The sequence below is a fragment of the Helicobacter sp. MIT 03-1614 genome (assembly GCF_000762925.2).
In the GTDB taxonomy this organism is placed as follows: Bacteria; Campylobacterota; Campylobacteria; order Campylobacterales; family Helicobacteraceae; genus Helicobacter_C; species Helicobacter_C hepaticus.
The window spans coordinates 185,732-211,288 of the sequence record NZ_JRMS02000002.1 but is presented as its reverse complement, the minus strand read 5'-3'; the positions used below and the strand labels follow the sequence as shown (position 1 = coordinate 211,288).

Here is a 25,557-nt window from a genome sequence, read left to right as displayed (position 1 = left end):
CCCCTAAAAAATTGGTCGGTCATAGATTCTAAAATCTCGACTAAAGTTTTTGACTTGTGCCTTAATATGTTCTTGTAAATTGGTATTGTTAATATCATCAAGAATATCAGCAATTTTTTCTCCAATCCATTCAAACTCCTTTTCTTTCATACCTCGTGCAGTTAGAGCAGGAGAGCCAATCCTAATACCACTTGTAATAAAAGGAGAACGGATTTCTCCCGGAATGGTATTTTTATTCACCGTTATTCCCGCATTACCAAGTGCTAAATCTGCATCTTTGCCACTAAAATCTTTGTTAAGAAAACTCATTAAAATTAGATGATTATCACTTCCACCGCTTACAAGTTCATAGTTGCGCTTGATGAGCACTTCTGCAAGAGCTTGAATATTTGACTTTACTTGTTTTGCATAAATTTTCCATTCAGGTTTGAGATTTTCTTTAAAGCCTACTGCCTTTCCTGCGATAATATGCATAAGAGGTCCACCTTGGATACCTGGAAATACAGCCTTATTGATTTTAGCATAGAGTTCTTCATCATTTGTAAGAATCGCTCCACCTCTAGGTCCGCGCAATGTTTTATGTGTCGTGGTGGTAACAATATGGCAATGTGGAAAAGGATTTGGATATTCTCCTGCAACCACAAGCCCAGCTACGTGAGCAATATCACCCATAAGGTAAGCCCCTACAGAATCTGCAATCTCACGCAATCTTTTAAAATCAAGCTCACGAGTATAAGCAGAGAATCCACATACAAGAACATTTGGTTTAACCACTTGAGCTTGAAGTGCGAGCTTATCATAATCAATACGCCCATTAAGTTCTACACCATAAAAGAAGCTTTGATAAAGTTGCCCTGAAGTGCTGACTTTAGCCCCGTGTGTGAGATGTCCTCCGTGGCTTAAATCCATACCTAAAATTTTATCATAAGGTTTTAAAATCGCTGCATATACCGCTGCATTAGCCTGTGAGCCTGAATGTGGTTGCACATTAACAAAATTTGCACCAAAGAGTTTTTTTGCGCGTTCAATCGCAATTTCTTCAATTTTATCAACAAACTCACAGCCCCCGTAATAGCGTTTAAATGGGTAGCCTTCAGCATATTTATTTGTTAAAATACTTCCCATAGCCTCCATAACACTTGGAAAAGTAAAATTTTCACTCGCAATCATTTCTAAATGCTCATTTTGTCGTTCAAGCTCTTTTTCTATGAGCTCAAAGACTTCAAAGTCCTGCTCTTTGATTGAGTAATCCATTAGTTCTCCTTGCTTATTTGAGCATTAGATAATGCGTCTTGAGAAAGTATTATATCAAAATTTGATTTAGTTGGCTTTAATGCAGGAAATAAAATTACATCTTTAATTGTTTTTGCATTGCTTAAAAGCATTACTAATCTATCAATACCTATGCCTTCTCCAGCAGTAGGTGGCATACCGTGCGCAAGTGCCCATACATAATCTTCATCCATATACTGCGCTTCTTCATCTCCCGCATCTTTTGCCTTGACTTGCTCTTTGAATCTCTCAAATTGGTCGAGCGGGTCATTAAGCTCACTAAAACCATTGGCAATTTCCTTACCACCGATGAATAACTCAAATCTATCAGCAACATTTGGATTCCCATCATTACGCCGAGCTAAAGGGCTAATTTCAATGGGATATTGCGTGATAAAAGTCGGATTGATGAGTTTATGTTCAACAAATTCATCAAAAGCTTCGCCTAAAAGTTTGCCATAAGACATACTCTTATCTACCTTAAGATGTTTGCCCATAAGGAAGCTAAGGAGTGCGTCTTGATTATCAATGATATTTTTATCTAAACCACCAATTTTAATTAATGCTTCTTTGTAGCCTATAATGTGCCATTGTGAGAAATCAATTTCTAACTCATCGTGTATCAAACTATGTGGTAAGTTGAGTTTTTTGAATAAGAAAGCAAAAAGTTCTTGCGTAAGTGTAATGAGGTCCTCATAAGTCTTATATGCCCAATAAAATTCAATCATACTAAATTCTGGATTATGTGAATGATCCATACCTTCATTGCGAAAATTACGATTAAGTTCAAAAATAGCTTCAAATCCCCCTACAATAAGACGTTTGAGATAAAGTTCGGGCGCAATTCGTAGATATCTATCTACATCAAGTGCATTATGATGAGTGATGAAAGGGCGCGCATTTGCTCCGCCAGGAATAGAATGGAGCATAGGTGTTTCCACTTCTAAGAATCCTTTTTGTTCAAAAAATTGTCGTATGCACGAGACAATTTGGCTACGCAGTTTAAAAGTTTCTTTAACTTTGTTATTAACGATTAAATCTACATAACGTTGGCGATAACGTAGCTCAATATCGTTTAGTCCGTGAAATTTTTCTGGGAGTGGGACGATACTTTTGGTAAGTATTTGCAATGTAAGTGTGTGGATACTTAATTCGCCGGTTTTGGTTACAAAAGCATAACCACTTACATTAATAATATCCCCAACTTCCAGCACTTTTTTAATCAATAAAAAGTCTTCTCCAATATCATTTTTTGATACATAAGCTTGAAGGATACCACTTTCATCTTGAATCTTAATAAAGCACGCTTTTCCCATTAGACGGATAAAACGCACACGTCCTACAATGCTTTCAATCTCTTTATTTTGCGCACAATCTTGCGTATCATGTGAAGATTGCGTTTTGAGATGATTATATTTATTTAAAAAATTGTAATTACTGATAGTGCGTGTAGTTTTATTAGCGTAAGGATTAAAGCCTTCTTGTCGCATAAGCTCCATTTTTTTTATACGTTGTTGAACATAAAAATTTGAAAACATATTTTACCTTATTTACCTTTGTCGCCAATTATGAGAATCTTGTTTAGGCGATGCTGGTAGCTTATTTTGAAGCTGTTTTGTCGTATTGTCAAGTTTTTCTTCAAGTTGTTGTGTATTAAAATTATTTAAATTTTCTTTAACTTCTTGTATTTGCTCAAGATTCATAATATGCACAGCAAGATTTTTCATCATCGGAAATAGAGAACTGCTTTGTTCAATATTTTGTGAAAAATTCTTAAGCCACCCAATTTGTGAAATACCAAAGACAATTATAGAAATAAGCAAAAATGCCTTACAGAATCCAAACATTAAACCAAAAGCACCATCAAGCACCGCAAGAGGCGTGAATTTTATCGCCCGATAGAGAATCTCACCAAGAAGCAGAAAACTTGCCCAAATGAATGTAATAATGATAAGAAAACCTACAAGCGCATTAAGGTCAGGGGAATTAAAATCATAAATGTTGCTTGCAAACCATTCGCCCGCATCATTATAGAATCTTGAGGCAAAGAATATCCCAAGTAATATACCCAAAAAGCTTGCTAAACCTCGGATAATACCTTGCCAAATGCCCTTAAGGGAAAGTAAAATAAGCAATACTAAAATCCCTATGTCAATGTAATTCAAGTTGTCCATACACCCTGTCCTTTAAAATTTTTAATATTAGAGAAATAACCCCACCTTTTAGAATGCGATATATTAAACGATTTTGCCTTATTTTGCAAGAGTTTTAGCTTATTTTTTGGTAAGGTATTTTAAAATCTTACATTATTTTACCTTAAGCAAGATAAAGAATAATCAAATCAAGGACTGGATTTAAAATGAACTTATTTCAAGCGTTGGGTAGGCGAATAAAAAATTTTAGCGACCTTGTTGCTTTTGAGCATACAATTTTTTCAAGCAGTTTTATTCTTATTGCAATAGTTGTAGCAAGTATGCAAGTGTATGGGATTCCGTGGTGTGGGTGGGAAACTTTTATTCTTTGTATATTGGCTCTTGTGAGTGCAAGAAATTTTGCTATGGGCTTTAATCGTCTTAAAGACAGGGATATTGATATACGCAATTTACGTACAAATAAGCGTCCGAGTGTTGATGGGCGTATTAGTCTTAGCGGTCTTGTAGCCTTTAATGTTATCAATGCTTTAATTTTTATATTTGTTTCTTATTTTATCAATACCCTTGCGTTTTATCTTTGTGTGCCATTTTTAGTTATTTTGGCTTTTTATTCTTATACCAAACGTTTTAGTGCCATAGCACATTGGGTGCTTGGTGTATGCTTGGGTTTAGCACCCATAGCTGGAGTTATTGCAGTTATGGGTGAGATTCCTTTGTGGAGTATATTTTTATCTGTGGGGGTGCTATTTTGGGTAGCGGGATTTGATTTGCTTTATTCTATTCAAGATATAGAGTTTGATAAGGATAACCATCTACACTCTATTCCTGCGTATTTTGGAGTAAAAGCTACATTGTGGATTTCGCGTTTATGTCATCTTATAGCAGTAGGATTTTGGGTAAGTTTTGTATATGAAGCACAGCTTGGCAAAATTGCAGAAATAGGCGTAGTTTTATCTGCTCTTATGCTTTGTTATGAACAATATTTAGTCAGTGTGCATTTAAAAAATATTCCCAAAGCTTTCTTTGTTACTAATGGTTATTTAGGTATGATATTTTTTATTTGTATTTTAATAGATTCTATAAGGGTTGTATATGGATATTAAAGGCATACTTGAGCAATGCGGTATTTACACACGTATCGTGCCGTGTGAACTTGAAGTAGCTTTTTCAAAGCTAGATGAAGCTAATCAGGCAACTTTTAATAAGGAGTTTGTTACTCTTGCGCAACATCGTTATGGTTCTATTGCACAATGGCTTAATAAACTTAAATCTAAAAAAGCCACAGAGGATACCGATGAGGTTTTGCTTGAGCTGCTTGTAGAGCTTTATCAAAAGGTGGAGAATATTGAGCAAATACTTTTAAATAAAACGACACAATATATTCCTTTGGCATTTGAAGGAATTGCTCATTTTGTTGGGCATAATGTGTTATGTATGCCTTCAAATGTGTTTGAAGAGGGAGAAGAGTATTATTTGCGTATATTTTTACCTATCTTTCCACAAAGATATATTGGTATTTTTGCATCTGCAATCCATAAACAGATTGTAAAATTTGAGCGTATTCATCATAAAGACACAGGAGATTTTGATAGCTTTGTGGTTCAAATGGAACGTTTAGCAATTTTAGATTCTAAAAGATTACAAAAAATGGAGGAATAGTTTATGTTTGGTGTTTCAATGAGTAGTATCAGTATGATTTTTGGGCTTGTCTCAATAGGTATTGTATGTTTAGTTGCATTTTTTAATTATACCCGTAATTTTGATTTAAACAAGCGATTAAGACGTTTTGAAAAAGGTATGGAAGATCTTAATAATGAAATTTTTAAAATTCATAAATGGATTAAAGATAATGAACTTGAGAATCAATTAAGCTCTACTGCATTAAATACCAAAATTAAAACAGAGAGCATTGATGCAGTCAATAATGCTTTGGTAAATGTATATCGCCAAATAGAGATTCTTGAAGCACAAGTCAATAAAGAAGGCGATTATATTGAAGAGAAAATTGTTGGTATTGAGGAGAAAATCCGCGAGTTTGGTTATTTTCCTACTTCTAGCACAAATATTGATGAAAAACGCATTATTGGTATGTTTCGTGATGGTTGGAGCATTGATGCGATTGCAAAAGAAATGCGTTTAAGCAAGGGTGAGATTGAATTTACACTCAAACTTGCGGATATTAAAGAGTAATCTTAAGCACAAGGAGAAAAGATGAAAAAGACAACTTATGCAAAACGTGTAGAGCTTTTAGGAGAATCTACCACAATTGCCATTAGCACACTTGCACGAGAATTAAAAGCTGCGGGGCAAGATATATTAAGTTTTTCGGCTGGAGAACCTGATTTTGATACGCCAGAAATTATAAAAGATGAGGCTATTAGAGCGTTAAAAAGTGGTTTTACTAAATATACTGCGGTGGCAGGGATTCCAGAATTACTTGAGGCGATTAAAGATAAACTTTTGCGTGAAAATACTCTTGCTTATGAGCGTAATGAAATACTTGTAAGCAATGGAGCAAAACACTCACTTTTTAATGTTTTTCAAGCTCTTGTTGATAAAGATGATGAGGTGATTATCCCCTCTCCTTATTGGGTTACCTATCCTGAACTTGTAACCTTTAGCGGCGGTAAATCTGTCATTGTGCAAACAACGCAAGCAAATAATTTTAAAATTACACCAAAACAGCTCCGTGAAGCCATCACACCCAAGACAAAAGTATTTGTGCTTAATACCCCATCTAATCCTACCGGTATGGTTTATACTAAAGAAGAACTAGAATCTCTTGCTGAAGTGTTAAAAGACACAAACATATGGGTTGTGAGTGATGAAATGTATGAAAAACTTGTTTATGGAGTGAAATTTTTCTCTGTTGCAGCTGTAAATGAGGATATGATGCAGCGCACTATCACAATTAATGGACTAAGTAAGTCTGTGGCGATGACAGGGTGGCGTATAGGCTATCTCGCGTGTAAAGACAAAAAACTTGTTAAATTAATGAACAATCTTCAAAGCCAATGTACTTCTAATATTAATTCTATCACGCAAAAAGCTGCCATAGTAGCACTTAAAGGAGAGGCAAATAATGATATTGAGGATATGAGAAAGGCATTTGAAGAGCGTATGCGTTTTGCGTGCGATGCGATTAATAATATTCAAAACCTTAATGTGTGTGAGCCTCAAGGTGCATTTTATCTCTTTATTAATATTTCTACATTACCTCGGTATGGTACAGATTCTATGGGATTTTGCCAAGCATTACTTAAGGAGCAAGGAATAGCACTTGTGCCCGGAGTTGCTTTTGGTATGGAGGGATTTGCGCGACTTTCTTTTGCGTGTTCTTTAGAGCAGCTTAAAGAAGGCATTACACGCATTTCGCAATTTGTTAAAACGCTTTTTTAAGTAATGAAAATGCGAGATCTCTTTTACATATATTCGAAGCATAGCATATTTGTGTTTTTGCTTTGTTTGTGTGCTTGGTGGTGTCTTATTAATGATGAGACACCCAAGACTAAGCTTGATTTTTCGCAACAGAATTTAGTATTACCAGAGCAAAATCTTTTATCGCCCCCCCCCCCATTAAATACCCTCTCACAAGCTATTATTTATTTTGATATTCCTAATTCTCGAGCTTCTGCACACGCAAGCGCGATTGTCAATATCTCAAGTGTGAGCAATAAGGATTTTATGCTCTTATATTTTGCAGGAAGTAATGAAGGTGCGAGAGATGTAGGGATTTATCAGAGCTTTTTTACTTTTGATAAAGATATAAAGAAAAATAGAGTAGATACACAGATTGGGTACTGGAGCGAACCCCGACTTCTTTTAGACGCTCCTACACTTTCTGCTCTAAGTGGAAAATTTATTAAAAAACTAGGGAATCCTATTACTTTTGTGGATATGCAAGGGAGAGTGCATTTATTCGTTGTAGGAGTGAGTATGGGTGGTTGGTCGACAAGCAAAATTTATTGGCTTTTATTAGAATCTGCTTCTCAATTAGACAAAAATCTACAATCTTTGCGTTATATGCAAGAATTGCACATAAGCCCTTTGCTTAACTTTTCTCATCTTGTGCGCACACCTGCAATGTCCAAAAGTGATGGTGGATTTATCTTGCCTATTTATCACGAGCTTGCGCGCAAATATCCGCTTTTGCTAGAGTTTAGCCCTTCTTTACAACTTACTTCTATTACACGTCCTACACAGCTTCGCTCCCAACTACAACCAAGCTTTGTGCCACTTACAATGCACTCAAGTATAGGAATTTATCGCAATCACAAAGCTTATGAACATACACTTTATGTAAGTGAGTGTAGCACAATATGTGCAGATTCAAAACCAAGCAATCTCAAAAATTATGATGCTTCTTCTGTGCTTTTTAATGCTTTAGATTCTTTATTTTTATTACACAATCAAGCAAGCTCTCTTACGGGAAACAAACGCGAGGAATTATGGATTTATAAATTACTTCAATCTAGTCTTAAAGATTCTCAAGTGATATTTGAACCTCTTTTGCAGCTTGACACATTGCTTGACAATGAAGTTTCTTATCCAAGTGTAGCTATTAATGAATCTTTCGTGCATATTGCTTATACTCACGGACGCACACATATTAAAACTGCACTTGTGCCAAAGTCTTTGCTTGTAAAATCTACCAAGCAAAATTCGCAACCACAACAAATAGAGGCAGAATTATGAGTATAGCTGTATGTATAGCGATTAATCTTACCATTTTTTGCGCATTAATATTTTGTTTGCAATGTTTAAGAAACAAGTTTATAGTAATTATTGCCATAGTGTGGCTTATATGTTTTAATGTGCCCATATATGGCTGGAGTGCGTGTGATTATGTATATGCACTTTTTGATGTGCCAAGTTTAATGCTATGCTTTTTAAGCCTTTGGTGGCTTATTCGTTTTTTACTTATGCGCATTGTTGTTCAAAGAACAGCAACTCCTTTCTGCACTATGAGAGCAGATTCTTTATTGATACAAATGTCGCATTTTATGCAATCTCATCACTTTTTTCCACCGAGCATACAATATATATGGATTGGATTAGGAATATTAGTTTATTATGGGTTTTTAGGTTATGGTTTTATTGATATTTACCATTTAGAGTTTAAAATTCAACTTTATTTTCTTTGTATTTTATCTCTTTTTTCTTATAGTCTGTGTGCTTTGGCAGGCTATGGGCTACTTTTGTCTATTCTAGGCTATGAGTTACAGATTCTAGGGCAGATGAGTATTATAAATTATTGTATTGACCCATTTTTGTGGATAGGTTGTATTATCGCTTTGATATGGCGAGTGATTCAGACATTAATAAGATTATATTTTGGAGGGAGAAATGGAAAGAAAGTGGTTTGAAAAGCTGCTTGTTAAGTCAATTACCTTTGCTTTATTTTTATTTGCTTTATTTTTTGCTATAAAACTTTGCTTTGTGCTTTATAGTGGAGTATATTATGATGCCATAGGGGAAGTAAAAAGTTTTAGCGAATACATAAACACTTTTATCAATGGACTGCGTTATGATTCTAGACATATAGCCACTTTAAGTATTGTATATTTTGCCATTGGTCTATTATTTTTTTGGAGCGAATTGCGTTGGGTTATTTTATGGATTTATGCGTTTATTGTGGTGATTGTGAGTTTATTTATAGGTATTGCAGAGATTGCATTTTATGAGATTTATAATGATGTTTTTAATGCAAATTTACTTGGATTTATTTTTGATGACCAAAAGGCAATTTTTCATACAGGTATAAGTGGACATTATAGCATTCTCAGTTTTTTATTTATGTATAGCATTCTCAGTTTTTTATTTATGTATACTTATAGCAAAATTTTTACCAAAATTACGCGCGAATATGGCTATGACCCATTAAGCTCTATTCGCTCTCGCTCTACAAGCAAAGAATCTTTAATTACTTCAGCTATTTTGTTTGTTATTTTTGCGCTTTTAATGATGTTTTCTATTAATTCCTCGTTTAGCTTTAAGGGTGGGAATTTAGACCAAATTGCTAAGCCTGTAGAAAATACTTTTTTGCGTAAAGTCTCTACGGGCGCTTTTAGGAATCTTTACCTTGTTTATCGCGGTTATATGAGAATTTCAAATTCTCATTTTAGCGATTATACTTCCCAAACACCACTTGAAGTGGTGCAAGAGTATTTTGAGCTAGATTCTAAACAGACACATTATAACCTCAAAGATTTGTTAGCAAAAAAAGTTACTTATAGCAGTAAAGAGAAAGTTAATTATATTTTTTATATTGTAGCAGAAAGTTTGAGTGAATGGCATTTTGATAAAGAGTTTGATGAGATTGGTTTGACTTCAGGACTCAAATCTTTACTCAATGATGCACACGGAACAAAAATTGGTGTATTTTTGCAAAATGCAGATTCTACTATTAAAAGTATAGATGTGCAACTTACAGGATTGTTTCAGACAGAGATTCCCATAAATTCTATAATAGGGACATTACAGCCTTTTATCACTGCACCGGGCGTAATTATGAAAGATTTAGGATATAAAACAAATTTTTATTATGGTGGCAGCGGTATTTGGCAAAGGCTTGACCAATATAGCGCATCACAAGGTTTTGAAAAGATATATTATAGCACTCATATTGTTGAAAATGCAAAACTTAATGGTTATGCCTCTCCTTATGAGGGCTTATGGGGAGCATATGACCACTATCTTTTTACCCTTATAAAAGATAATGTTTTTAAACACAGAAGCACACCAAGTTTTAATATGATACTCACCACTTCTAATCATTCACCTTATGATGTGCCTTTAGAGCAGTTTAATGTGCCCCTTGAAGATATACAGAAATTTCTTACAAATCATTCTGAATACAAAAAGAAAGATGCGCGATTTTTTGGGCATATTTGGTATCAAGATAAAGTGATAACGCGTTTTATTCAAGAGGTTTCACGTGTACTTCCTGATTCGCTTTTTGTCATTACAGGGAATCATTATGATGGAGAATATCCAAATGCAAAGCCTTCTTTAAAAACGCAAAACACTATTCCATTGATTATTTATTCACCTACTCTTGAAATGAAAAAAAATACAAATATTGGCTCTCATATTGATATTACCCCAAGCATTGTAGAGCTTATCGCTCCTGAAAATTACACTTATTATAGTTTTGGCACTCCGCTTGTAAGCAATGATAGTGCAGCATTGGCTGGAGAAAATGATGCACTTGGTTATTTTTCTGTCGCCACAGATAGATTTATTTATAATAAGGATGGCGAGCAAATAGAATATTTCCATAAAGCTATGGAACGACACAATGATAAGGAATTTGCTCAATCACTTTATAAGAGATTGCAACAAGCTACGGCTTTGAGTTGGTGGATTCTCAAAAATGGCTATGAAGTAAGGAATGATGAGGCACACTAGAGCGTGGAGCAAAAGGGCAAAAGTTGGATAAGACAGAGTAATGACGGAAGTTTGAGCGCATATAATGAAGTTTTTGATGAATGCTATCATAGCTTAAAAGATGGCGCATTAAGTGAGACACTCTATAAGCACATATACCCTTCTTTAGCGCATTTAGAATCTGTCTATGGAGGCTTACCAAGCGAAATTTATGCACTTGATATATGTTTTGGGTTAGGATACAACACTTTTGCACTTTTAAGCACACTTGTCCAAAAGGGTTATTGTGGTAAAGTGCATATCTTTTCTCCCGAGCAAGATAAAAATATATTTAACGCATTACACAAATGGGCATATCCTCCTTATATGAGCGAGTATATAGAAAATATTAATGAGATTATGTATTTTTTTGCCTCTGCACAGGATAAAAAAATGATAATGCACAGCGGTATATTAGCTCAAAGTGTAGCCTTTGAGCTTTATATTTATAAAGGTGATGCGATTGAAGCTTGCAAGCTTTTACCAAAGGATACATTTGATATTATCTATCAGGACGCCTTTAGTCCAAAGAAGAATCCAACTTTATGGAATACAGAGTATTTTTCACTCCTTGCTTCTCTTTTGCATCCACAAGGCATTATTACAACTTATTCCCAAAGCGCAACTATTCGTCAAAATGCACTTAATGGTGGGCTTAAGGTATATAACTATGAGAGCGGTATGGTGCGCGGAGGAAGTGTAATGAGTAAGATAGTTCTTACACTCAAAGGATTAAAACCATTACACCCTTAGAGCATTAATGAGATTTTTTATGCAATTTGGTAAGGTAGATATTTATCTTTGCACCTGCTTTAATTTATTGTTACATTTTTGCATATTAAAGTTTAAATACAACCTTATTTTTTTGCTTTTTAAGCAAAAATCGGGGGGGGGGGGGGTAGAATTGACACGCATTATAAATGCAAAATCAATTCTTTAAAGGTGGTTTCAATGAAAACTAAAAAATTGTTAGTTAGCTCTGTCGTGGCTTTAGCGTTATCAAGTTCTGCGCTAGTAGGTGAAGAAAGTGGTGCATTTTTTGGTGTGGGTATAGGGCACGGCGCAGGGGAAAGAGAATATGTAGAAAATGGAGCAAAAGATAAAGCAGTAGGGGCTGGGGCAAGTTATGAAATTATTGCTGGTTATAAGCAATTTTTTACTTCTGATGTTGGATTGCGCTATTATGCAAACTTCACTTATGCAAATTTTAATGATGAGAATCCGGGCAAGACAACCTTAATGAATTATGGTGTGAATGTTGATGCTCTTTTTAATTTTATCACGAGTGAGAGTGCAAACTTTGGCGCATTTGTAGGTGTGGGCGTAGGCAGCAATACGATTGACAATAAGGATTTTAGCGATATACAAGCAGCTGGTATAAACCTTAAAAAAACAGGGCTTGATGTGAGTTTAAATCTTGGTTTGCGTAGTGTGGTAGATACTAAACATAGTTTAGAAGCCATAGTTAGAGTGCCTTTAGTTGCTATGACATTATTTGATGGAAATGTGGCAGGCACTCAAGTAAAACTTACAGCTTCTCGTAATTACAATATTGGAGTGCGCTATATTTATAGTTTTTAGACATCAAGAACTATAATCCTAAAATTTAAAACCTAAGGAGAAGTTCTATTTATCCTTAGGTAATTGTTATAAATGCTACATTCCTATGATACTTTTACTATTTATTTGCGTGATTTGATAGAGTAAATATTAATAATTTCCACGCTTAAAGAAAAGATAATAGCAAAATAAACATACTCTCTAGGTATATGGAAATGCAAACTATCAGCTACAAGTGTTATGCCTACCAAAATTAAGAATGCAAGCGCTAGAATCTTAATGCTTGGATTAGATTCTATAAAATGTGAAATACCCTTAGAAGCAAAAAGCATAACAAATACACTTACAACAATGGCAATAATCATTACAGATAAAATATCTACCATACCCACAGCAGTGATAACAGAATCAAGTGAAAATACAATATCAAGCACCATAATTTGGAGCAACACTAAGTTAAAATTTGTATATTTTGGGGCAGGAGTGTGCTCTTCTCGTGCTTGCGTCATTTCGTGAATCTCGCTTGTAGCTTTATAAATCAAGAATAATCCTCCCAAAAACAACACAATATCTCGCCCACTTACTGCTAAATCCAAAATGTAAAAAAGTGGTTTTGTAAGCTTTGTTACCCAAAAAAGTGAGATTAAAAGTGCAATGCGAGAGAGCATAGCAAGCATTAAGCCAAAAATACGAGCCTTATCGCGTTGAGATTCTTCAAGGCGTGAAATAATAATGGATAAAAAAATAAGATTATCAATGCCAAGCACGATTTCTAAAAATACAAGTGTAGCAAGTGCCACCCACGCATTAAAATCTCCTATCCAAGAAAAATCCATCAAATCCAACCTTTTTTCTTAAAATAAATGATAGGGAAAATTGTAGAGAGAATCATAATCACAAGTGCCACAGGGTAAGAGAAATCCCAATGTAATTCGGGCATATTATCAAAGTTCATACCATAAATTGTGCCAATAAGAGTTGGGGGCATCATTGCTACGGTTACAACCGTGAATAGTTTAATGGTTTTGTTTTGTTCAATATTAATTTGGTTTGTTAGAATCGTTTGAATATTGTCCAACGCGTGCATATTCACGGCTGTAAATTCAACAAGTGAATTTAAGTCTTTTAGAACAATGGTAATATTTTTTTTCACATCAGCATCTGCTTTGTCGCTTTTAAGCACAGCGGTGATGGCTCTTCTTTTATCAAAAAGAGAATCTCGCACGCTCATATTTAATTCTTGTAAAGACGAAAGTTCTTCTAGCATTTCATCATAGTTGATTACTTGAGAGTTAAATACTCTTTTACGCAATGCACGAGTGTTTTTTGCTGCACTCTCAAGTAAATCTGCATCTTTTTCTACGCGTATTTCAAAGATTTTGCCAATGAGGTCAAATCCATCTTCAAACACTTTTGGTGTAGCGAGAACAATTTGTTGAATCTCATCAAAGACACGAAACTCGCTGTATCGGATTGTAAAAAGGATATTTTTACGAAGTAAGAAAGTAATTGTTTCATTATGGAGTTCAGATTCTAAAGAACGCACGAGAAAGTAAGTATTTATCGTAATACTCCCGCTATCTTCCCAATATCTAGCTGATTGCTCAATCTCTTCTCTTTCTTCTTTGGTGGGCACTTCAAGATGATAGGTTTGTGAAATATAATTTACCTCATCGCTTGAGGGGCGAAACAAATCAATCCATAAAATCTTATCTTCTTCGTGGAAAACTTTAATTTGCTCATCACTTGAATACAAGCTCTCTCGCACAATAAGTCCTCCGCGTCTTATAAAAATATTAATCATCTCCTGCCTCCTTATAATAAATATCGTGCGTGATTGTAGCAAAAACTAGTATAACTTTTGATACTTTTGTGTTAAGTTAAATAATCCATTGTAGAATCTACTTTAATTTTCAATTTATATAGCCATTATTTATAAGGAACAATAGTGAAGCATTTACCTAATTTTTTAAGTATTTCACGGATATTTTTAGCAGTTTTATTGCTTTTTGTGGCATTACATTATGATGCAGTATTTCCTGATTATATTGATAAGAGTTGGGTAAATTACCTCACTTGCTTTATTTTTTGTATAGCTTCGATCACAGATTTTTTTGATGGTTATATTGCGCGTGAATATTGTGTGCATTCACGATTCGGGGAAGTATTTGACCCATTAGCAGATAAAATGTTGATTCTATCTGCTTTTATCGCACTTTTGATTTTAGATAGGGCATCTCCTTGGGCGGTATTTTTGATTTTATCGCGAGAATTTTTTATTACTGGATTGCGCGTAATGGTGGCAGGAAGTGGGGCAAGTGTGGCAGCAAGTAGAAGTGGCAAATATAAAACAGGTGCACAAATTACTGCAATCGCATTTTTATTGGCAGATTTTTTCCCCGGCGGTGAGATATTACTATGGATTGCAGTAGCGCTTACTCTTTATTCTGGGGCGGACTATACTCTAAAATATGTTAAAAGTTTGAGCGTATGAGTATTTTTATCGCCCTTATCATCTTATCTTTTTTGGTATTTTTTCACGAATTAGGACATTTTTTTGTGGCTCGTCTATGCGGTGTGAGAGTAGAAGTATTTAGTATAGGCTTTGGCAAAAAAATTGCAAGTGTGCAAATAGGGCAAACACAATACGCTCTTTCGCTTATTCCCCTTGGTGGTTATGTCAAATTAAAAGGACAAGATGATAGTAATCCAAAAGCACGCAATTATGAGGTAGATTCATATCTTAGCAAATCCCCAATGCAACGTATAGCTATTTTGTTGGCAGGACCATTATTTAACCTACTCCTTGCTTTTTTTCTCTATATAGCGGTAGGTATAGGTGGAAAATTAAGTTTATTACCCGTGGTGGGAGAAGTCAAAGAAAACTACCCTGCCTACTTAGCTGGTATCAAAGCAGGGGATAGAATCTTAAGTATAAATGATGAAGAGATTAAAACTTGGGAGGAGTTAGATTCTATAATTCTTTCTTCAAGTGGAGAATTACTTATAAGCATTGAGCGAGCTCCTTCACAAATTTTTAACCTTCATCTCACTCCGATAGAAAAAGAAGCAAAAAATATTTTTGGTGAAGACATTACTCGGCGTGTAATTGGTATAGCAAGTGCTAATGCTGTAGGTAAAGTGAGCTATCGTGGCTGGGAGAGCATAAGGTATGGTTTTGAGGAAACGCTTAAGGCAAGTACGCTTATTGCTCAAGGAATTGTAAAGCTTATAAGTGGTGTCGTGCCAAGTAGTGAAGTGGGTGGTGTTGTGAGTATAGTGTCTGTAATAGGTTCAGCTTCCCAAGAGGGTTGGGTAATACTTTTTTGGCTTACTGCTCTTATTTCAGTGAATCTAGGGATTCTTAATCTCCTGCCAATCCCCGCACTAGATGGAGGACATATTATATTTAATTGTTATGAAATTATTATGAGGAAGCCACCGAGTGAAAATGTTGCGTATTATCTTACATTGTGTGGGTGGGCAATACTTTTGGCTTTAATGTTTTTAGGATTGTATAATGATATTTTCCGTTTATTGTCATAAGGAAAGAATATGTTAGCTTTAAATCTTGAACGCATTTTGCGTAGAATCGAAAGGGCTAGACTCGCTTATAGTCCTCATCAAATCATCTCACTTGTTGCCGTAAGCAAGTATCAAAGCACGGAGCAAATACGCGCTCTTTATGAATGCGGACAAAGGGCGTTTGGTGAGAATAAAGTGCAGGATTTACGCGCAAAAATTGAATCTTTAGATGATTTGCCTTTGGAGTGGCATTTTATTGGGAATTTGCAGGAAAATAAAATTAATACGCTTCTTTCTTTGAATCCTACACTTTTGCATAGCCTAGATTCTATAAAACTCGCCCTTGCTTTGCAAAAGCGATTAGGAGAGCAGAAGATTCGCGCACTGCTTCAAGTGAATGCTACAAATGAAGAGAGTAAAAGCGGTGTGAGCGTAGAATCTGCTAAAGAAATATATGAGCACATTTGTGCTACTTGCCCAAATATCAAGCTTGAGGGCATAATGAGTATTGGCGCACATAGCGATGATAGAGCACTTATAGAACGTAGTTTTAGATTAACTCGTGATGTGTTTGATTCTCTTAAAGGAAGTGGTGCGAAGATTCTTTCTATGGGTATGAGCGGGGATTTTGAAATAGCGATTGCTTATGGGGCAAATCTTGTGCGGATTGGTTCAAAACTATTTGAGGAGGCAAAATGAGGGTTTTATTATTTATAAGTTTGTGTGTATGTGGTATTTTCGCACAGAATCATCAACTTACACAAATTATGCAGGATATGGAATGGGCAATGGACAGAATGGAAAGAGGATTTTTGTATAATAGAAAAGAATTAATTAATGAGGGACTTAAAGATTTTAAGGCACTCAACAAGAAATTACTACACATTGACCCAAATACTTATCTTGGTCCGCAAAGGCGCAGAGACATAAATGTTGTAACAGGCGTTTTAAATAGAAATCAAGAGAACATTGAAGCAATGGAGCAATTTTTAAAACGTGATGAATTTATTGAAAGTGCTGGCGCATACGGACGGATTTTAAGAGGCTGTATGAGTTGTCATATTGTTTCGCGTGGTTGGTAGTTCTTTTAAGGCGAAGGAGGGTATTATGAGGTTTTCAAGTCTAATATATATTGTTTTGGGGATTTATTTAGGTTTTTGTTTAATAGGCTGTGGAGATTCTAAAGATTCTCAAAAGAAGCAATCTACTCAAGAACAAACGCAAGAGAGCAAGGCTCAAGGGCAAGATATTGCACGAGATTCTGCATCTGTGCGGGAGTTACTAGGACTGCAAGAAAATAGCACGGCTTTTTATGTGCTTAAAGGCAAGGTAGGCGATAAGGAGCAAGTAGGGTATTTATCTATATGGGAGGATAAAAAGCGTGATATAGATATAGAATCTAGCATAGAGAATATACAAAATGACCCTGAAAAAGGAAGAGTAGTTTATTTAAAGCAAAATAGCAAAGATTTTCCTTTAATGATTGCTATTACTTTGCCAAATGTGTGGAATGAAGCGATGGGAGACAATGAACATTTTATGTCATCACTTGATGCTCAAAAGATTACTTTTAGTAAAGATGAAAAAGGATTTTTAAAGGTAAGTGGTGTATGGGAAGAGGATAATCCTCGCGGCGATAGGCTATTTTGGCATCAAAAAAGTTATTTTAAAGGAGAGAGATTTAGCTTTATTCAAGATGATACATTGCCTTTAAATGAGGTAACTTTCGCACAAGGACATTATGCACATTCCATTAAAAAAGCAGATAAGGAAGTTGTTTCATTTGAATCTACTTACAGAAAACCTATCATTTTGCCTTCATATAATCACAAACTTGAATCTCATATCGTAGAAAAGCTTAACGCGCAACTTGCAGATGGGGCAAAAGATGTGCCAGAGCTACAAAAGCAGATTCAATATCTAGCAAAGCAGGATTTTAAGGCATATAGCCAAGAAAAAGAGCAATTTAATGCAGAATATGCAAAAATGTATAGTGTAGAATTTATAGATTCACATATTGTATCATTACAGAAATTTTCTTATGTGTATGAGGGAGGAGCACACGGGGTTCATAGCACAACAATGGAAAGCTATTCTTTGCAAAATGGCGAAAGATTATCAAGCAAATTAGAGGATTTGTTTCTTTTAGATGAGAAAAATAAAAATACACTTTTGCAAATGCTTACTCAAAAACTAGAGACACCAGAATATAAAGAGAAACTTTTTGAGGAGACTTTGCCGCTGAAAGAATCGCCACAGACTTTTTTTGTTACATCTCAAGGCATAAAATTTGTATGGCATATTTATGAGATTGCTCCTTATGTTTATGGAGACATAGAACTTCATATTCCATATAATGACTTAAAATCTTTTGTCAATCCCTCCTCGCCTTATGCGTATTTGTTTGGATTAAAATAAAAAATGAGTATGAAAATCCTCTTTAGTCCAAGTGAAGGCAAAAATAAGCCTCAAAATACAACAAAGACTTCGCATAATGCATTATCTCACATACTAGATTCTCAAGCAGTGCGTGAGTATATAACATTTTTGCAAACTGCAAGCGAGAGTGAAATAGCTTCACTTTTTGGGAGCAAGATTCTTGATATGCGTGATTTTGCCCTTTCACAGAATCTACCTACTTCTCCAAAAGTAGAAGCTATTAAGCTTTATAGTGGTGTGGGGTATAAAGCACTTGATTTTGAAAGCTTAGATTTTAAAGCGCAAAGCTATGTGCGTGAAAATTTGTATATTTTTAGTAATCTTTTTGGTGCAGTGAGGGCAGATGAGCCTTTGCCATACTACAACCTTCATCAAGGCAAAGGTACAGGAGCTTTTAGCTTAAAAAATCTCTATAAAGATTTAAAAGCTAAAATTGATAAGATTCTATGTGGAGAGGAAGTGCTAGATTTGCGCGCTGAAGCATATATAAAGGCTTATAAATGTGAATGTGCGAGGCAATACTACCAAATCGTATTTTTAAAAAATGGCAAGAAAGTAAGCCATTATGCGAAATTTTATCGTGGTATTTATGCTCGTGCTCTAGCACAAAAAGGAATCTCTCATCTTGATGAATTGGTGAGATTAAAAATTGAAAACTTACATCTTTGTGAGCAACAGCACGCACAAAATGCTACAATATTAACCTATGAGGTGCTCTCTTAGTCTGTATTTTGTCATTTATAATGCCAAATGCGATAGAATTTATAATAATAAACAATCCAAATAGAAGGTGAGGTTATGATAAAAATCACAGAAAATAGTTTGCGAGATGGACACCAGTCGCTTTTGGCTACTCGTATGCGCACGCAAGATTTGCTTGAGGCAGCAAAGATTTTTGATTCTATTGGCTTTCATAGCGTAGAAGTATGGGGTGGGGCAACTTATGATACTTGCTTACGCTATCTTAAAGAAGACCCTTTTGAACGTTTGAATGAGTTTAAAAAAGTTTTTGTAAAAACGCCATTGCAAATGCTTCTAAGAGGACAGAATCTTATAGGCTATCGGCATTATGCTGATGATGTGGTTGAGGAATTTGTAAGGCTTTCAAGTGAAGCAGGTATGGATATTTTTAGAATCTTTGATGCCTTTAATGATGCTCGTAATCTTAGAGTTTCTATTGAGAGCGTGAAAAAATATGGCAAACACGCACAAGGTGCAATTTGTTATACAACTTCTCCTGTGCATACAATTTCAAGCTTTGTAGATTATGCAAAAGAGCTTGTAGAAATGGGTTGCGATTCTATTGCAATTAAGGATATGGCGGGTTTGCTTACGCCATTTACAGCGTATGATTTGGTAAAAGCACTCAAAGAAGAGCTAGGTGTATATCTATGTTTACATACGCACTCAACCGCAGGGTTTGCATTTGGAGCACATTTGAAAGCAGTAGAGGCTGGAGTTGATGTGTTAGATTTAGCAAATTCAGCTTTAAGTGAAGGCACAAGCCACCCTTGCACACAATCTATGGTCGCTACACTTAGAGGGACAAAATGGGATACTAAGCTTGATATAGCCTCTATGGAGATAGCAGCAGAGATTTTGCGCAAAAACCGCCGTAAATATAAAAAATTTGAATCTCAATATAATCAAATTGATACGCGTGTGCTTGTCAATCAGATTCCAGGTGGTATGATTTCAAATATGGCAAATCAACTCAAAGAACAAAATGCTCTTGATAGAATGGAAGAAGTAATGCAGGAGATTCCAAATGTGCGGGCGGATTTTGGTTATGTGCCTTTGGTAACACCTTCAAGTCAGATTGTTGGCACTCAAGCAGTGCTTAATGTGCTTATGGGAGAGCGATATAAGACTATTACAACGGAAACGCGCAACGTAATTAAGGGGCTATATGGTCGCACACCAGCACCTTTAAATGAAATGTTAGTAAAAAAAGTTTTAAGCGAGGGTGAAGATATTGTTCGTGTGCGCCCTGCGGATTTACTCTCTCCTGAACTTAAAAAAGCAAAAGAAGAAAGTGCAGGATTTGCTAAGAGTGCGCAAGATGTTATATCTTATGCAATGTTTGGGACTATTGCGCAAACGTTTTTGCAAGAGCGCAATGCTAATGCGCTTAACCCCGAGCCTTTGGAATCATATGAAGAAAAATGTGATGATAAATTACCTAAAGAGTTTGAGATTGTTGTCAATGGAGAGCACTATGCGATTAAAATTGAGGGGAGTGGCGAAAAAACAGATGAGGTGCGTCCATTTTTTATACGTGTTGATGGGGAGCTTAAGGAGGTATTTGTTGAGAGTATTTCCACTTCTTTGGGGGGGAAGGTTATCAAGGAGCAAAAAGCAGGTGCTTTGCCTCAAGCAACTGCACCCGGGCACGCTAAATCTCCGATGCCCGGCACACTTACAAAACTTAAAGTGAAAGTAGGCGATAAAGTTAAACAAGGCGATACTCTAGCCATTGTAGAAGCTATGAAAATGGAGAATGAGGTGCTTTCTCCTATTGATGGTGTAGTTAAAGAAATTTATGCAACTCAAGGAGCGCAAATAGGGAGCGATGTGGCAATTATGCTTCTTGGATAACAATAAGCTTATGAGAGATATGAATACATTGATTTATCTTGACAATGCCGCTACTTCCTTTCCTAAGCCATTGTGTGTAATTGAGGCAGTGAAAGATTATCTTTGTAATGTGGGGGCTTCTCCTGCTAGGAGTGCGCATTCTCTTTCTATAGAATCTGGGCGGATTCTCTATGAGGTGCGTGTAGGCTTGGCAGAGCTACTTCATCAGCCAAATGAGGAGCGTATCATATTTGGTGCAAATGCTACAACTATGCTTAATAGTGCACTTTATGGTTTGCTTAAAAAAGGCGATAAGGTGCTTACTACGACATTAGAACATAATAGTGTTTTGCGTCCACTTGAAAACTTAAGGCTAAAATATGGTATTACGCTTGAGTTTATTCAATCTTCACAAACTTGTAAGCTTGATTTATGCGATATTGAATCTAAGCTCAAAGGAGCAAAAGCTTTTGTGTGTGTATATGCGAATAATATAACAGGCGCAGTATTGCCTATTGAAGAAATTTATAAGCTTTGCATAAAGCATAAAGTGATATTTATCCTTGATGCTTCGCAAGCTGTGGGTTATTTACCCTTAAAGGCTACGAGTGCAGATATTATTTGTGCCTCTTGTCATAAGGGCTTATATGCACCAAGTGCGCTTGGGTTTATGAGTTTAAATCCTCATTTTAATGAGGAACTTTTAGAGAGTTTTATGCAAGGGGGCAGTGGCTCATTGAGTGAGGAAATCACACAACCTTGCATATTACCTGATAAATATGAGAGCGGCACACCTAATATGTGTGCGATTGCTGGGCTTAGAGCTGGGCTTGAATGGATAAAGGAGCAGGATATAGAGCAAATCCATACTCACAAGATGAAATTGCGCCAATATCTCTATGATGGGCTTAAATCAATCCAGCGTGTAAAGATTTATGAGATAGAGAGTAAGTGGTGTGTTGGGAATCTTGCCTTTAATATTGAGGGTATGTATCCCTCAAAAGTAGGATTGAGACTTGATAGGGAATTTGGGATTCTCACACGCGTGGGATTACATTGCTCACCACTTACTCATAAAAGCATAGGAAGCTTTTCTTGTGGAGGAAGCATTCGTTTAAGCGCTGGGGTATTTAATACAACTGAAGAGATCGAGCACACTTTAGAAGCGATTGAAATCATTGCTAGGACTTAGTTTTGTAGATAATCTTGCAAGGCATAAGCTTCATTCATATTGCTATTTTGCATTTCTTTAATGGCTTCAATGGCTACACGCGCTGCTGATAGCGTAGTAAAATAGGGGATAGAGTTTTTAATGATTTGTGTTCGGATAAGATGAGTATCTTCTTTGTGAGAATGATGGTCACTTGTGTTGATAGCGAGGCTGATTTGGTTATTTGTCATACTATCAATGATATTTGGACGCCCCTCACTCACTTTAAGGATATGCGTGGCTTCAATGTTATTTTCACGCAAAATACGATATGTTCCTTCTGTCGCACAAATTGAGAATCCAAGCTCAATAAATCCACGCGCAAGAATAATGCCTTCTTTTTTGTCAATATTTGCAAGCGATAAGAAAATTTCCCCTTGTGTAGGCAGTGTATTTTTGCAAGCTAATTGACTTTTTGCAAAACTCAAGCCAAAACTTTTGCCAATCCCCATAACTTCTCCTGTGCTTTTCATCTCTGGTCCAAGTGAGAGTTCTGCACCCACAAGCTTATTAAATGGAAAAACAGATTCTTTAAGGCAAACATAATGTAGAGCTTTGGGCTTAAAGATATGAGATGTAAAATCAATTTTATTGTATTTATCATAAAAGCATAGAGCTTCATAGAGAATGTCTTGTTGTGCATTTTGAGTAAGTATGCTTGAATTTTGCACAGAATCTGCATTGTGCGATGTATGATATACAAAGTGATTCCACATAACCCTTGTAGCAACTTTTGCCAAAGGGATACCTGTTGCCTTGCTCACAAATGGAACAGTGCGACTTGCGCGCGGATTTACTTCAATAAGATAGAGATTTTCATTATAAATAGCATATTGCACATTCATAAGTCCTACTACACCAAGTTTGAGAGCTATTTTTGCCGTTGTTTGTTCAATCTCATCTATTAATATTTTGCTAATATTAATAGATGGTAGCGAGCTTGCACTATCGCCACTATGAATCCCTGCTTCCTCAATATGTTCCATAATCCCACCAATATACACACTCTTTCCATCACTGATGCAATCTACATCAAGCTCAATAGCGTATTCAAGGAATTTATCAATAAGCACAGGCGAACTATCACTCACTGCAATCACTTCGTCCATATAATTTTTAAGCTCATCATCATCATATACGATGCGCATTGCTCTCCCACCAAGCACGTAGCTAGGACGAACCAATACAGGAAAACCAATTTTATGAGCAACCAAATAAGCTTGTTCTTTTTCAAAAGCAATACCATTTTGAGGTTGTTTTAATCCTAAATCATTGACAAATTGTGCAAACTTCTCTCTATCTTCTGCTATATCAATGACTTTTGCGCTTGTGCCAATAATATGGGCATTGATTTTGGTAAGAGAATGTGCAAGTTTGAGCGGTGTTTGTCCTCCTAAATGCACGATAATGCCATCAGGTTTTTCTTTACTGATTACTGCTCTTACGTGTTCAAAGTCTATAGGTTCAAAATAAAGCACATCACTTGTGTCATAATCTGTACTTACGGTTTCTGGATTGCAATTATACATAATGCTTTGCACATTCAAATCAGCTAAAGCAAAGCTTGAATGCACACAGCAATAATCAAACTCAATGCCTTGTCCAATGCGATTTGGTCCCCCACCAATGATCATTACTTTTTTGCGAGGATTACTTTGATGAGAATCTAATGAGGAGCTGGAGTTATTTATGTATTCAAAATTCCCTATACTTGAGTAAAGATAAGGTGTGAGGCTAGGAAACTCTGCTGCACAAGTATCTACTTCATTATAACGAGGCGTAATGCCCAAATGCTCCCTTGCTTGATATACTTCAGATTCGCTAAGTTCTAAATTTTCATTAACCTTAAGCCAATGAGCAATCATTTTATCGCTAAAGCCATAGCTTTTAATGCGTTTCATAAGGGAATTATCGTTTAGAATCTCTGCACTGATATATTTTTCGGCTACTATAATTTCATAAATTTGATTTAAAAACCATTTATCAATCTTGCATAACTCATATACTTCATCAATGTTCATATCTTTTCTAAAACCTTCTGCAATATAAAGCAGTCGGTTAGCATTAGGGCGGCGAATTTCTTTTTTGATGAGGTCTATATCAGTAGAAATATGATTAAAGCCAAAGATACCTGTTTCAAGGCTACATAATGCTTTTTGTAATGATTCTTTAAATGTCCCACCAATCGCCATAACTTCTCCGATAGATTTCATACTTGTGGTGAGTGTAGAATCTGCTTTTGGAAATTTCTCAAAAGTAAAGCGAGGGATTTTTGTAACGATATAATCAATACTTGGCTCAAAGCTTGCTGGTGTGCCTGTAATGTCATTTTTAATCTCATCAAGTGAGAATCCAACTGCAAGCATTGTAGCGACTTTGGCAATAGGATAACCTGTGGCTTTGCTTGCAAGAGCAGAAGAGCGAGATACGCGTGGATTCATTTCAATAACAGTCATTCTGCCATTTTGGGGATTTATAGCAAATTGCACATTGCTTCCACCTGTATCCACACCAATTTCTCGTAAAATTTTAAAGCTTGCATCACGCATTCGTTGATATTCTTTATCTGTAAGCGTAAGGGCTGGAGCAATTGTAATAGAATCTCCTGTATGAACGCCCATAGGGTCAAGATTCTCAATGCTACACACAATAATGCAGTTATCATTTTTATCGCGTATAACTTCCATTTCATATTCTTTCCAACCAAGTAAGGATTCCTCAATTAAAATTTCATTAATCGGGCTTGTCTCTAAACCATTTTTTGCCACTACTTTAAATTCATCAATATTATATGCCACACCGCTTCCACCACCAGCAAGAGTATAGCTTGCACGGATAATTAGAGGGAATCCAATTTCTTTTGCTGCCTCTAGAGCTTCTTTTTCTGTATAAGCATAGCGAGATTTGGGCAAATCCATACCAATTTTTAACATTGCTTCCTTAAAAGCTTGTCTATCTTCACCTTTTTTTATTGCCTCTGGATTTGCTCCTAAAAATGTTATATTTTCTAGCATACCTTTTTCAAACATTTTCATTGCAACATTAAGTGCGGTTTGTCCTCCCATTGTGGGTAATATCGCATCAACTTTTTCTTTAGTGATAATATTTGCAATAATTTCTTCTGTGATAGGCTCTATATAGGTGCGGTCTGCAAAATCAGGGTCAGTCATAATAGTAGCTGGATTAGAATTAATAAGCACTACGCGATAACCAAGATTTTTAAGTGTTTTTACTGCTTGTGTGCCTGAATAGTCAAATTCACAAGCCTGTCCTATAATAATAGGTCCTGAACCAATAAGTAAAATTGTATGAATGTCGGTGCGTTTGGGCATAAAAATCCTTTATTTGCGCTTAAATGCGTGTAATTGTATCTAAAAAGTGCTGAATCTATAA

General features: G+C 35.8%; 24 protein-coding genes. 18 read left to right on the top strand and 6 right to left on the bottom strand.

From position 1 onward, the window contains the following. Positions 1-3: 3 nt before the first annotated feature. From LS66_RS02305 to LS66_RS02295, 3 genes are read right to left on the bottom strand one after another with little or no spacing between them, the layout of a single operon-like run. On the bottom strand, positions 4-1,254 hold the full coding sequence (locus tag LS66_RS02305) for a serine hydroxymethyltransferase (RefSeq protein WP_011116504.1): 1,251 nt from the start codon (positions 1,252-1,254) through the stop codon (positions 4-6). Continuing rightward, the gene (lysS, locus tag LS66_RS02300) at positions 1,254-2,810 is read right to left on the bottom strand and encodes a lysine--tRNA ligase (RefSeq protein ID WP_034367158.1); all 1,557 of its coding nucleotides are present in this window, start codon (positions 2,808-2,810) and stop codon (positions 1,254-1,256) included. Before lysS ends, LS66_RS02305 begins: the two co-directional genes overlap by 1 nt. Before the next feature lie 12 nt (positions 2,811-2,822). Then, positions 2,823-3,446: a CvpA family protein gene (locus tag LS66_RS02295; protein WP_034367161.1), complete on the bottom strand. Its 624-nt coding sequence runs from the start codon at positions 3,444-3,446 to the stop codon at positions 2,823-2,825. 185 nt (positions 3,447-3,631) lie between these two features. Between LS66_RS02295 and mqnP the strand changes: the two genes are divergently transcribed. Genes mqnP through LS66_RS02250 form a run of 10 tightly spaced genes read left to right on the top strand, consistent with a single transcriptional unit; the run spans position 3,632 to position 12,434 of the window. Next, positions 3,632-4,528, top strand: a complete 897-nt coding sequence (mqnP, locus tag LS66_RS02290) for a menaquinone biosynthesis prenyltransferase MqnP (protein WP_011116507.1) — start codon at positions 3,632-3,634, stop codon at positions 4,526-4,528. Then, the gene (locus LS66_RS02285; protein ID WP_034367164.1) at positions 4,518-5,084 is read left to right on the top strand and encodes a hypothetical protein; all 567 of its coding nucleotides are present in this window, start codon (positions 4,518-4,520) and stop codon (positions 5,082-5,084) included. Before mqnP ends, LS66_RS02285 begins: the two co-directional genes overlap by 11 nt. 3 nt (positions 5,085-5,087) lie before the next feature. After that, positions 5,088-5,615, top strand: a complete 528-nt coding sequence (locus tag LS66_RS02280) for a hypothetical protein (RefSeq protein ID WP_011116509.1) — start codon at positions 5,088-5,090, stop codon at positions 5,613-5,615. A 21-nt stretch (positions 5,616-5,636) separates the two neighbouring features. Beyond that, a complete protein-coding gene (locus tag LS66_RS02275; protein WP_034367167.1) occupies positions 5,637-6,824 on the top strand; it encodes a pyridoxal phosphate-dependent aminotransferase in 1,188 nt (395 codons plus the stop codon). Between the two features lie 9 nt (positions 6,825-6,833). Further along, positions 6,834-8,120 carry a sialidase family protein gene (locus LS66_RS02270; protein ID WP_236096963.1) on the top strand — a complete coding sequence of 429 codons (1,287 nt, stop codon included), beginning with the start codon at positions 6,834-6,836 and terminating at the stop codon, positions 8,118-8,120. Beyond that, positions 8,117-8,791, top strand: a complete 675-nt coding sequence (locus LS66_RS02265) for a hypothetical protein (protein ID WP_034367170.1) — start codon at positions 8,117-8,119, stop codon at positions 8,789-8,791. The genes LS66_RS02270 and LS66_RS02265 overlap by 4 nt, the downstream gene beginning before the upstream one ends. Beyond that, positions 8,772-10,835 (top strand): LTA synthase family protein, encoded by a 2,064-nt coding sequence (locus tag LS66_RS02260; protein ID WP_236096962.1) that lies wholly within the window; start codon positions 8,772-8,774, stop codon positions 10,833-10,835. The genes LS66_RS02265 and LS66_RS02260 overlap by 20 nt, the downstream gene beginning before the upstream one ends. A 3-nt stretch (positions 10,836-10,838) precedes the next feature. After that, on the top strand, positions 10,839-11,606 hold the full coding sequence (locus LS66_RS02255) for a tRNA (5-methylaminomethyl-2-thiouridine)(34)-methyltransferase MnmD (RefSeq protein ID WP_052057427.1): 768 nt from the start codon (positions 10,839-10,841) through the stop codon (positions 11,604-11,606). Between the two features lie 19 nt (positions 11,607-11,625). After that, positions 11,626-11,793 carry a hypothetical protein gene (locus LS66_RS10240; RefSeq protein WP_236096961.1) on the top strand — a complete coding sequence of 56 codons (168 nt, stop codon included), beginning with the start codon at positions 11,626-11,628 and terminating at the stop codon, positions 11,791-11,793. 11 nt (positions 11,794-11,804) lie between these two features. Then, the gene (locus LS66_RS02250; RefSeq protein ID WP_034366808.1) at positions 11,805-12,434 is read left to right on the top strand and encodes an outer membrane beta-barrel protein; all 630 of its coding nucleotides are present in this window, start codon (positions 11,805-11,807) and stop codon (positions 12,432-12,434) included. 101 nt (positions 12,435-12,535) lie between these two features. Here LS66_RS02250 and LS66_RS02245 read toward each other — a convergent pair whose 3' ends face one another. Together LS66_RS02245 and corA are read right to left on the bottom strand one after the other, a co-directional pair. After that, entirely contained in the window at positions 12,536-13,249 is a 714-nt protein-coding gene (locus LS66_RS02245) for a TerC family protein (RefSeq protein WP_034366765.1), read from the bottom strand. Further along, entirely contained in the window at positions 13,249-14,217 is a 969-nt protein-coding gene (gene corA / locus LS66_RS02240) for a magnesium/cobalt transporter CorA (RefSeq protein WP_011116518.1), read from the bottom strand. Before corA ends, LS66_RS02245 begins: the two co-directional genes overlap by 1 nt. Before the next feature lie 144 nt (positions 14,218-14,361). On the opposite strand from corA, the gene pgsA reads away from it, so the two are divergent. From pgsA to LS66_RS02200, 8 genes are all read left to right on the top strand, one after another. Continuing rightward, positions 14,362-14,907, top strand: a complete 546-nt coding sequence (pgsA, locus tag LS66_RS02235) for a CDP-diacylglycerol--glycerol-3-phosphate 3-phosphatidyltransferase (protein WP_011116519.1) — start codon at positions 14,362-14,364, stop codon at positions 14,905-14,907. Next, on the top strand, positions 14,904-15,959 hold the full coding sequence (gene rseP, locus LS66_RS02230; RefSeq protein ID WP_034366768.1) for an RIP metalloprotease RseP: 1,056 nt from the start codon (positions 14,904-14,906) through the stop codon (positions 15,957-15,959). The genes pgsA and rseP overlap by 4 nt, the downstream gene beginning before the upstream one ends. Before the next feature lie 9 nt (positions 15,960-15,968). Next, a complete protein-coding gene (locus tag LS66_RS02225; RefSeq protein ID WP_034366772.1) occupies positions 15,969-16,637 on the top strand; it encodes a YggS family pyridoxal phosphate-dependent enzyme in 669 nt (222 codons plus the stop codon). Beyond that, complete coding sequence (locus tag LS66_RS02220) at positions 16,634-17,020, top strand: hypothetical protein (RefSeq protein WP_034366775.1); 387 nt, start codon at positions 16,634-16,636, stop codon at positions 17,018-17,020. Before LS66_RS02225 ends, LS66_RS02220 begins: the two co-directional genes overlap by 4 nt. Before the next feature lie 25 nt (positions 17,021-17,045). Next, positions 17,046-18,356 carry a DUF3298 and DUF4163 domain-containing protein gene (locus tag LS66_RS02215; RefSeq protein ID WP_034366777.1) on the top strand — a complete coding sequence of 437 codons (1,311 nt, stop codon included), beginning with the start codon at positions 17,046-17,048 and terminating at the stop codon, positions 18,354-18,356. A gap of 3 nt (positions 18,357-18,359) precedes the next feature. Beyond that, entirely contained in the window at positions 18,360-19,100 is a 741-nt protein-coding gene (locus LS66_RS02210) for a YaaA family protein (RefSeq protein WP_236096960.1), read from the top strand. Positions 19,101-19,175: 75 nt separating this feature from the next. Beyond that, the gene (gene oadA, locus LS66_RS02205; RefSeq protein WP_034366782.1) at positions 19,176-20,975 is read left to right on the top strand and encodes a sodium-extruding oxaloacetate decarboxylase subunit alpha; all 1,800 of its coding nucleotides are present in this window, start codon (positions 19,176-19,178) and stop codon (positions 20,973-20,975) included. Beyond that, positions 20,950-22,146 carry an aminotransferase class V-fold PLP-dependent enzyme gene (locus tag LS66_RS02200; RefSeq protein ID WP_081947952.1) on the top strand — a complete coding sequence of 399 codons (1,197 nt, stop codon included), beginning with the start codon at positions 20,950-20,952 and terminating at the stop codon, positions 22,144-22,146. The genes oadA and LS66_RS02200 overlap by 26 nt, the downstream gene beginning before the upstream one ends. Here the strand turns inward: LS66_RS02200 and carB are convergent. Then, entirely contained in the window at positions 22,143-25,496 is a 3,354-nt protein-coding gene (gene carB / locus LS66_RS02195; protein WP_034366785.1) for a carbamoyl-phosphate synthase large subunit, read from the bottom strand. The two genes, LS66_RS02200 and carB, sit on opposite strands and share 4 nt — an antisense overlap. Positions 25,497-25,557: the final 61 nt, after the last annotated feature.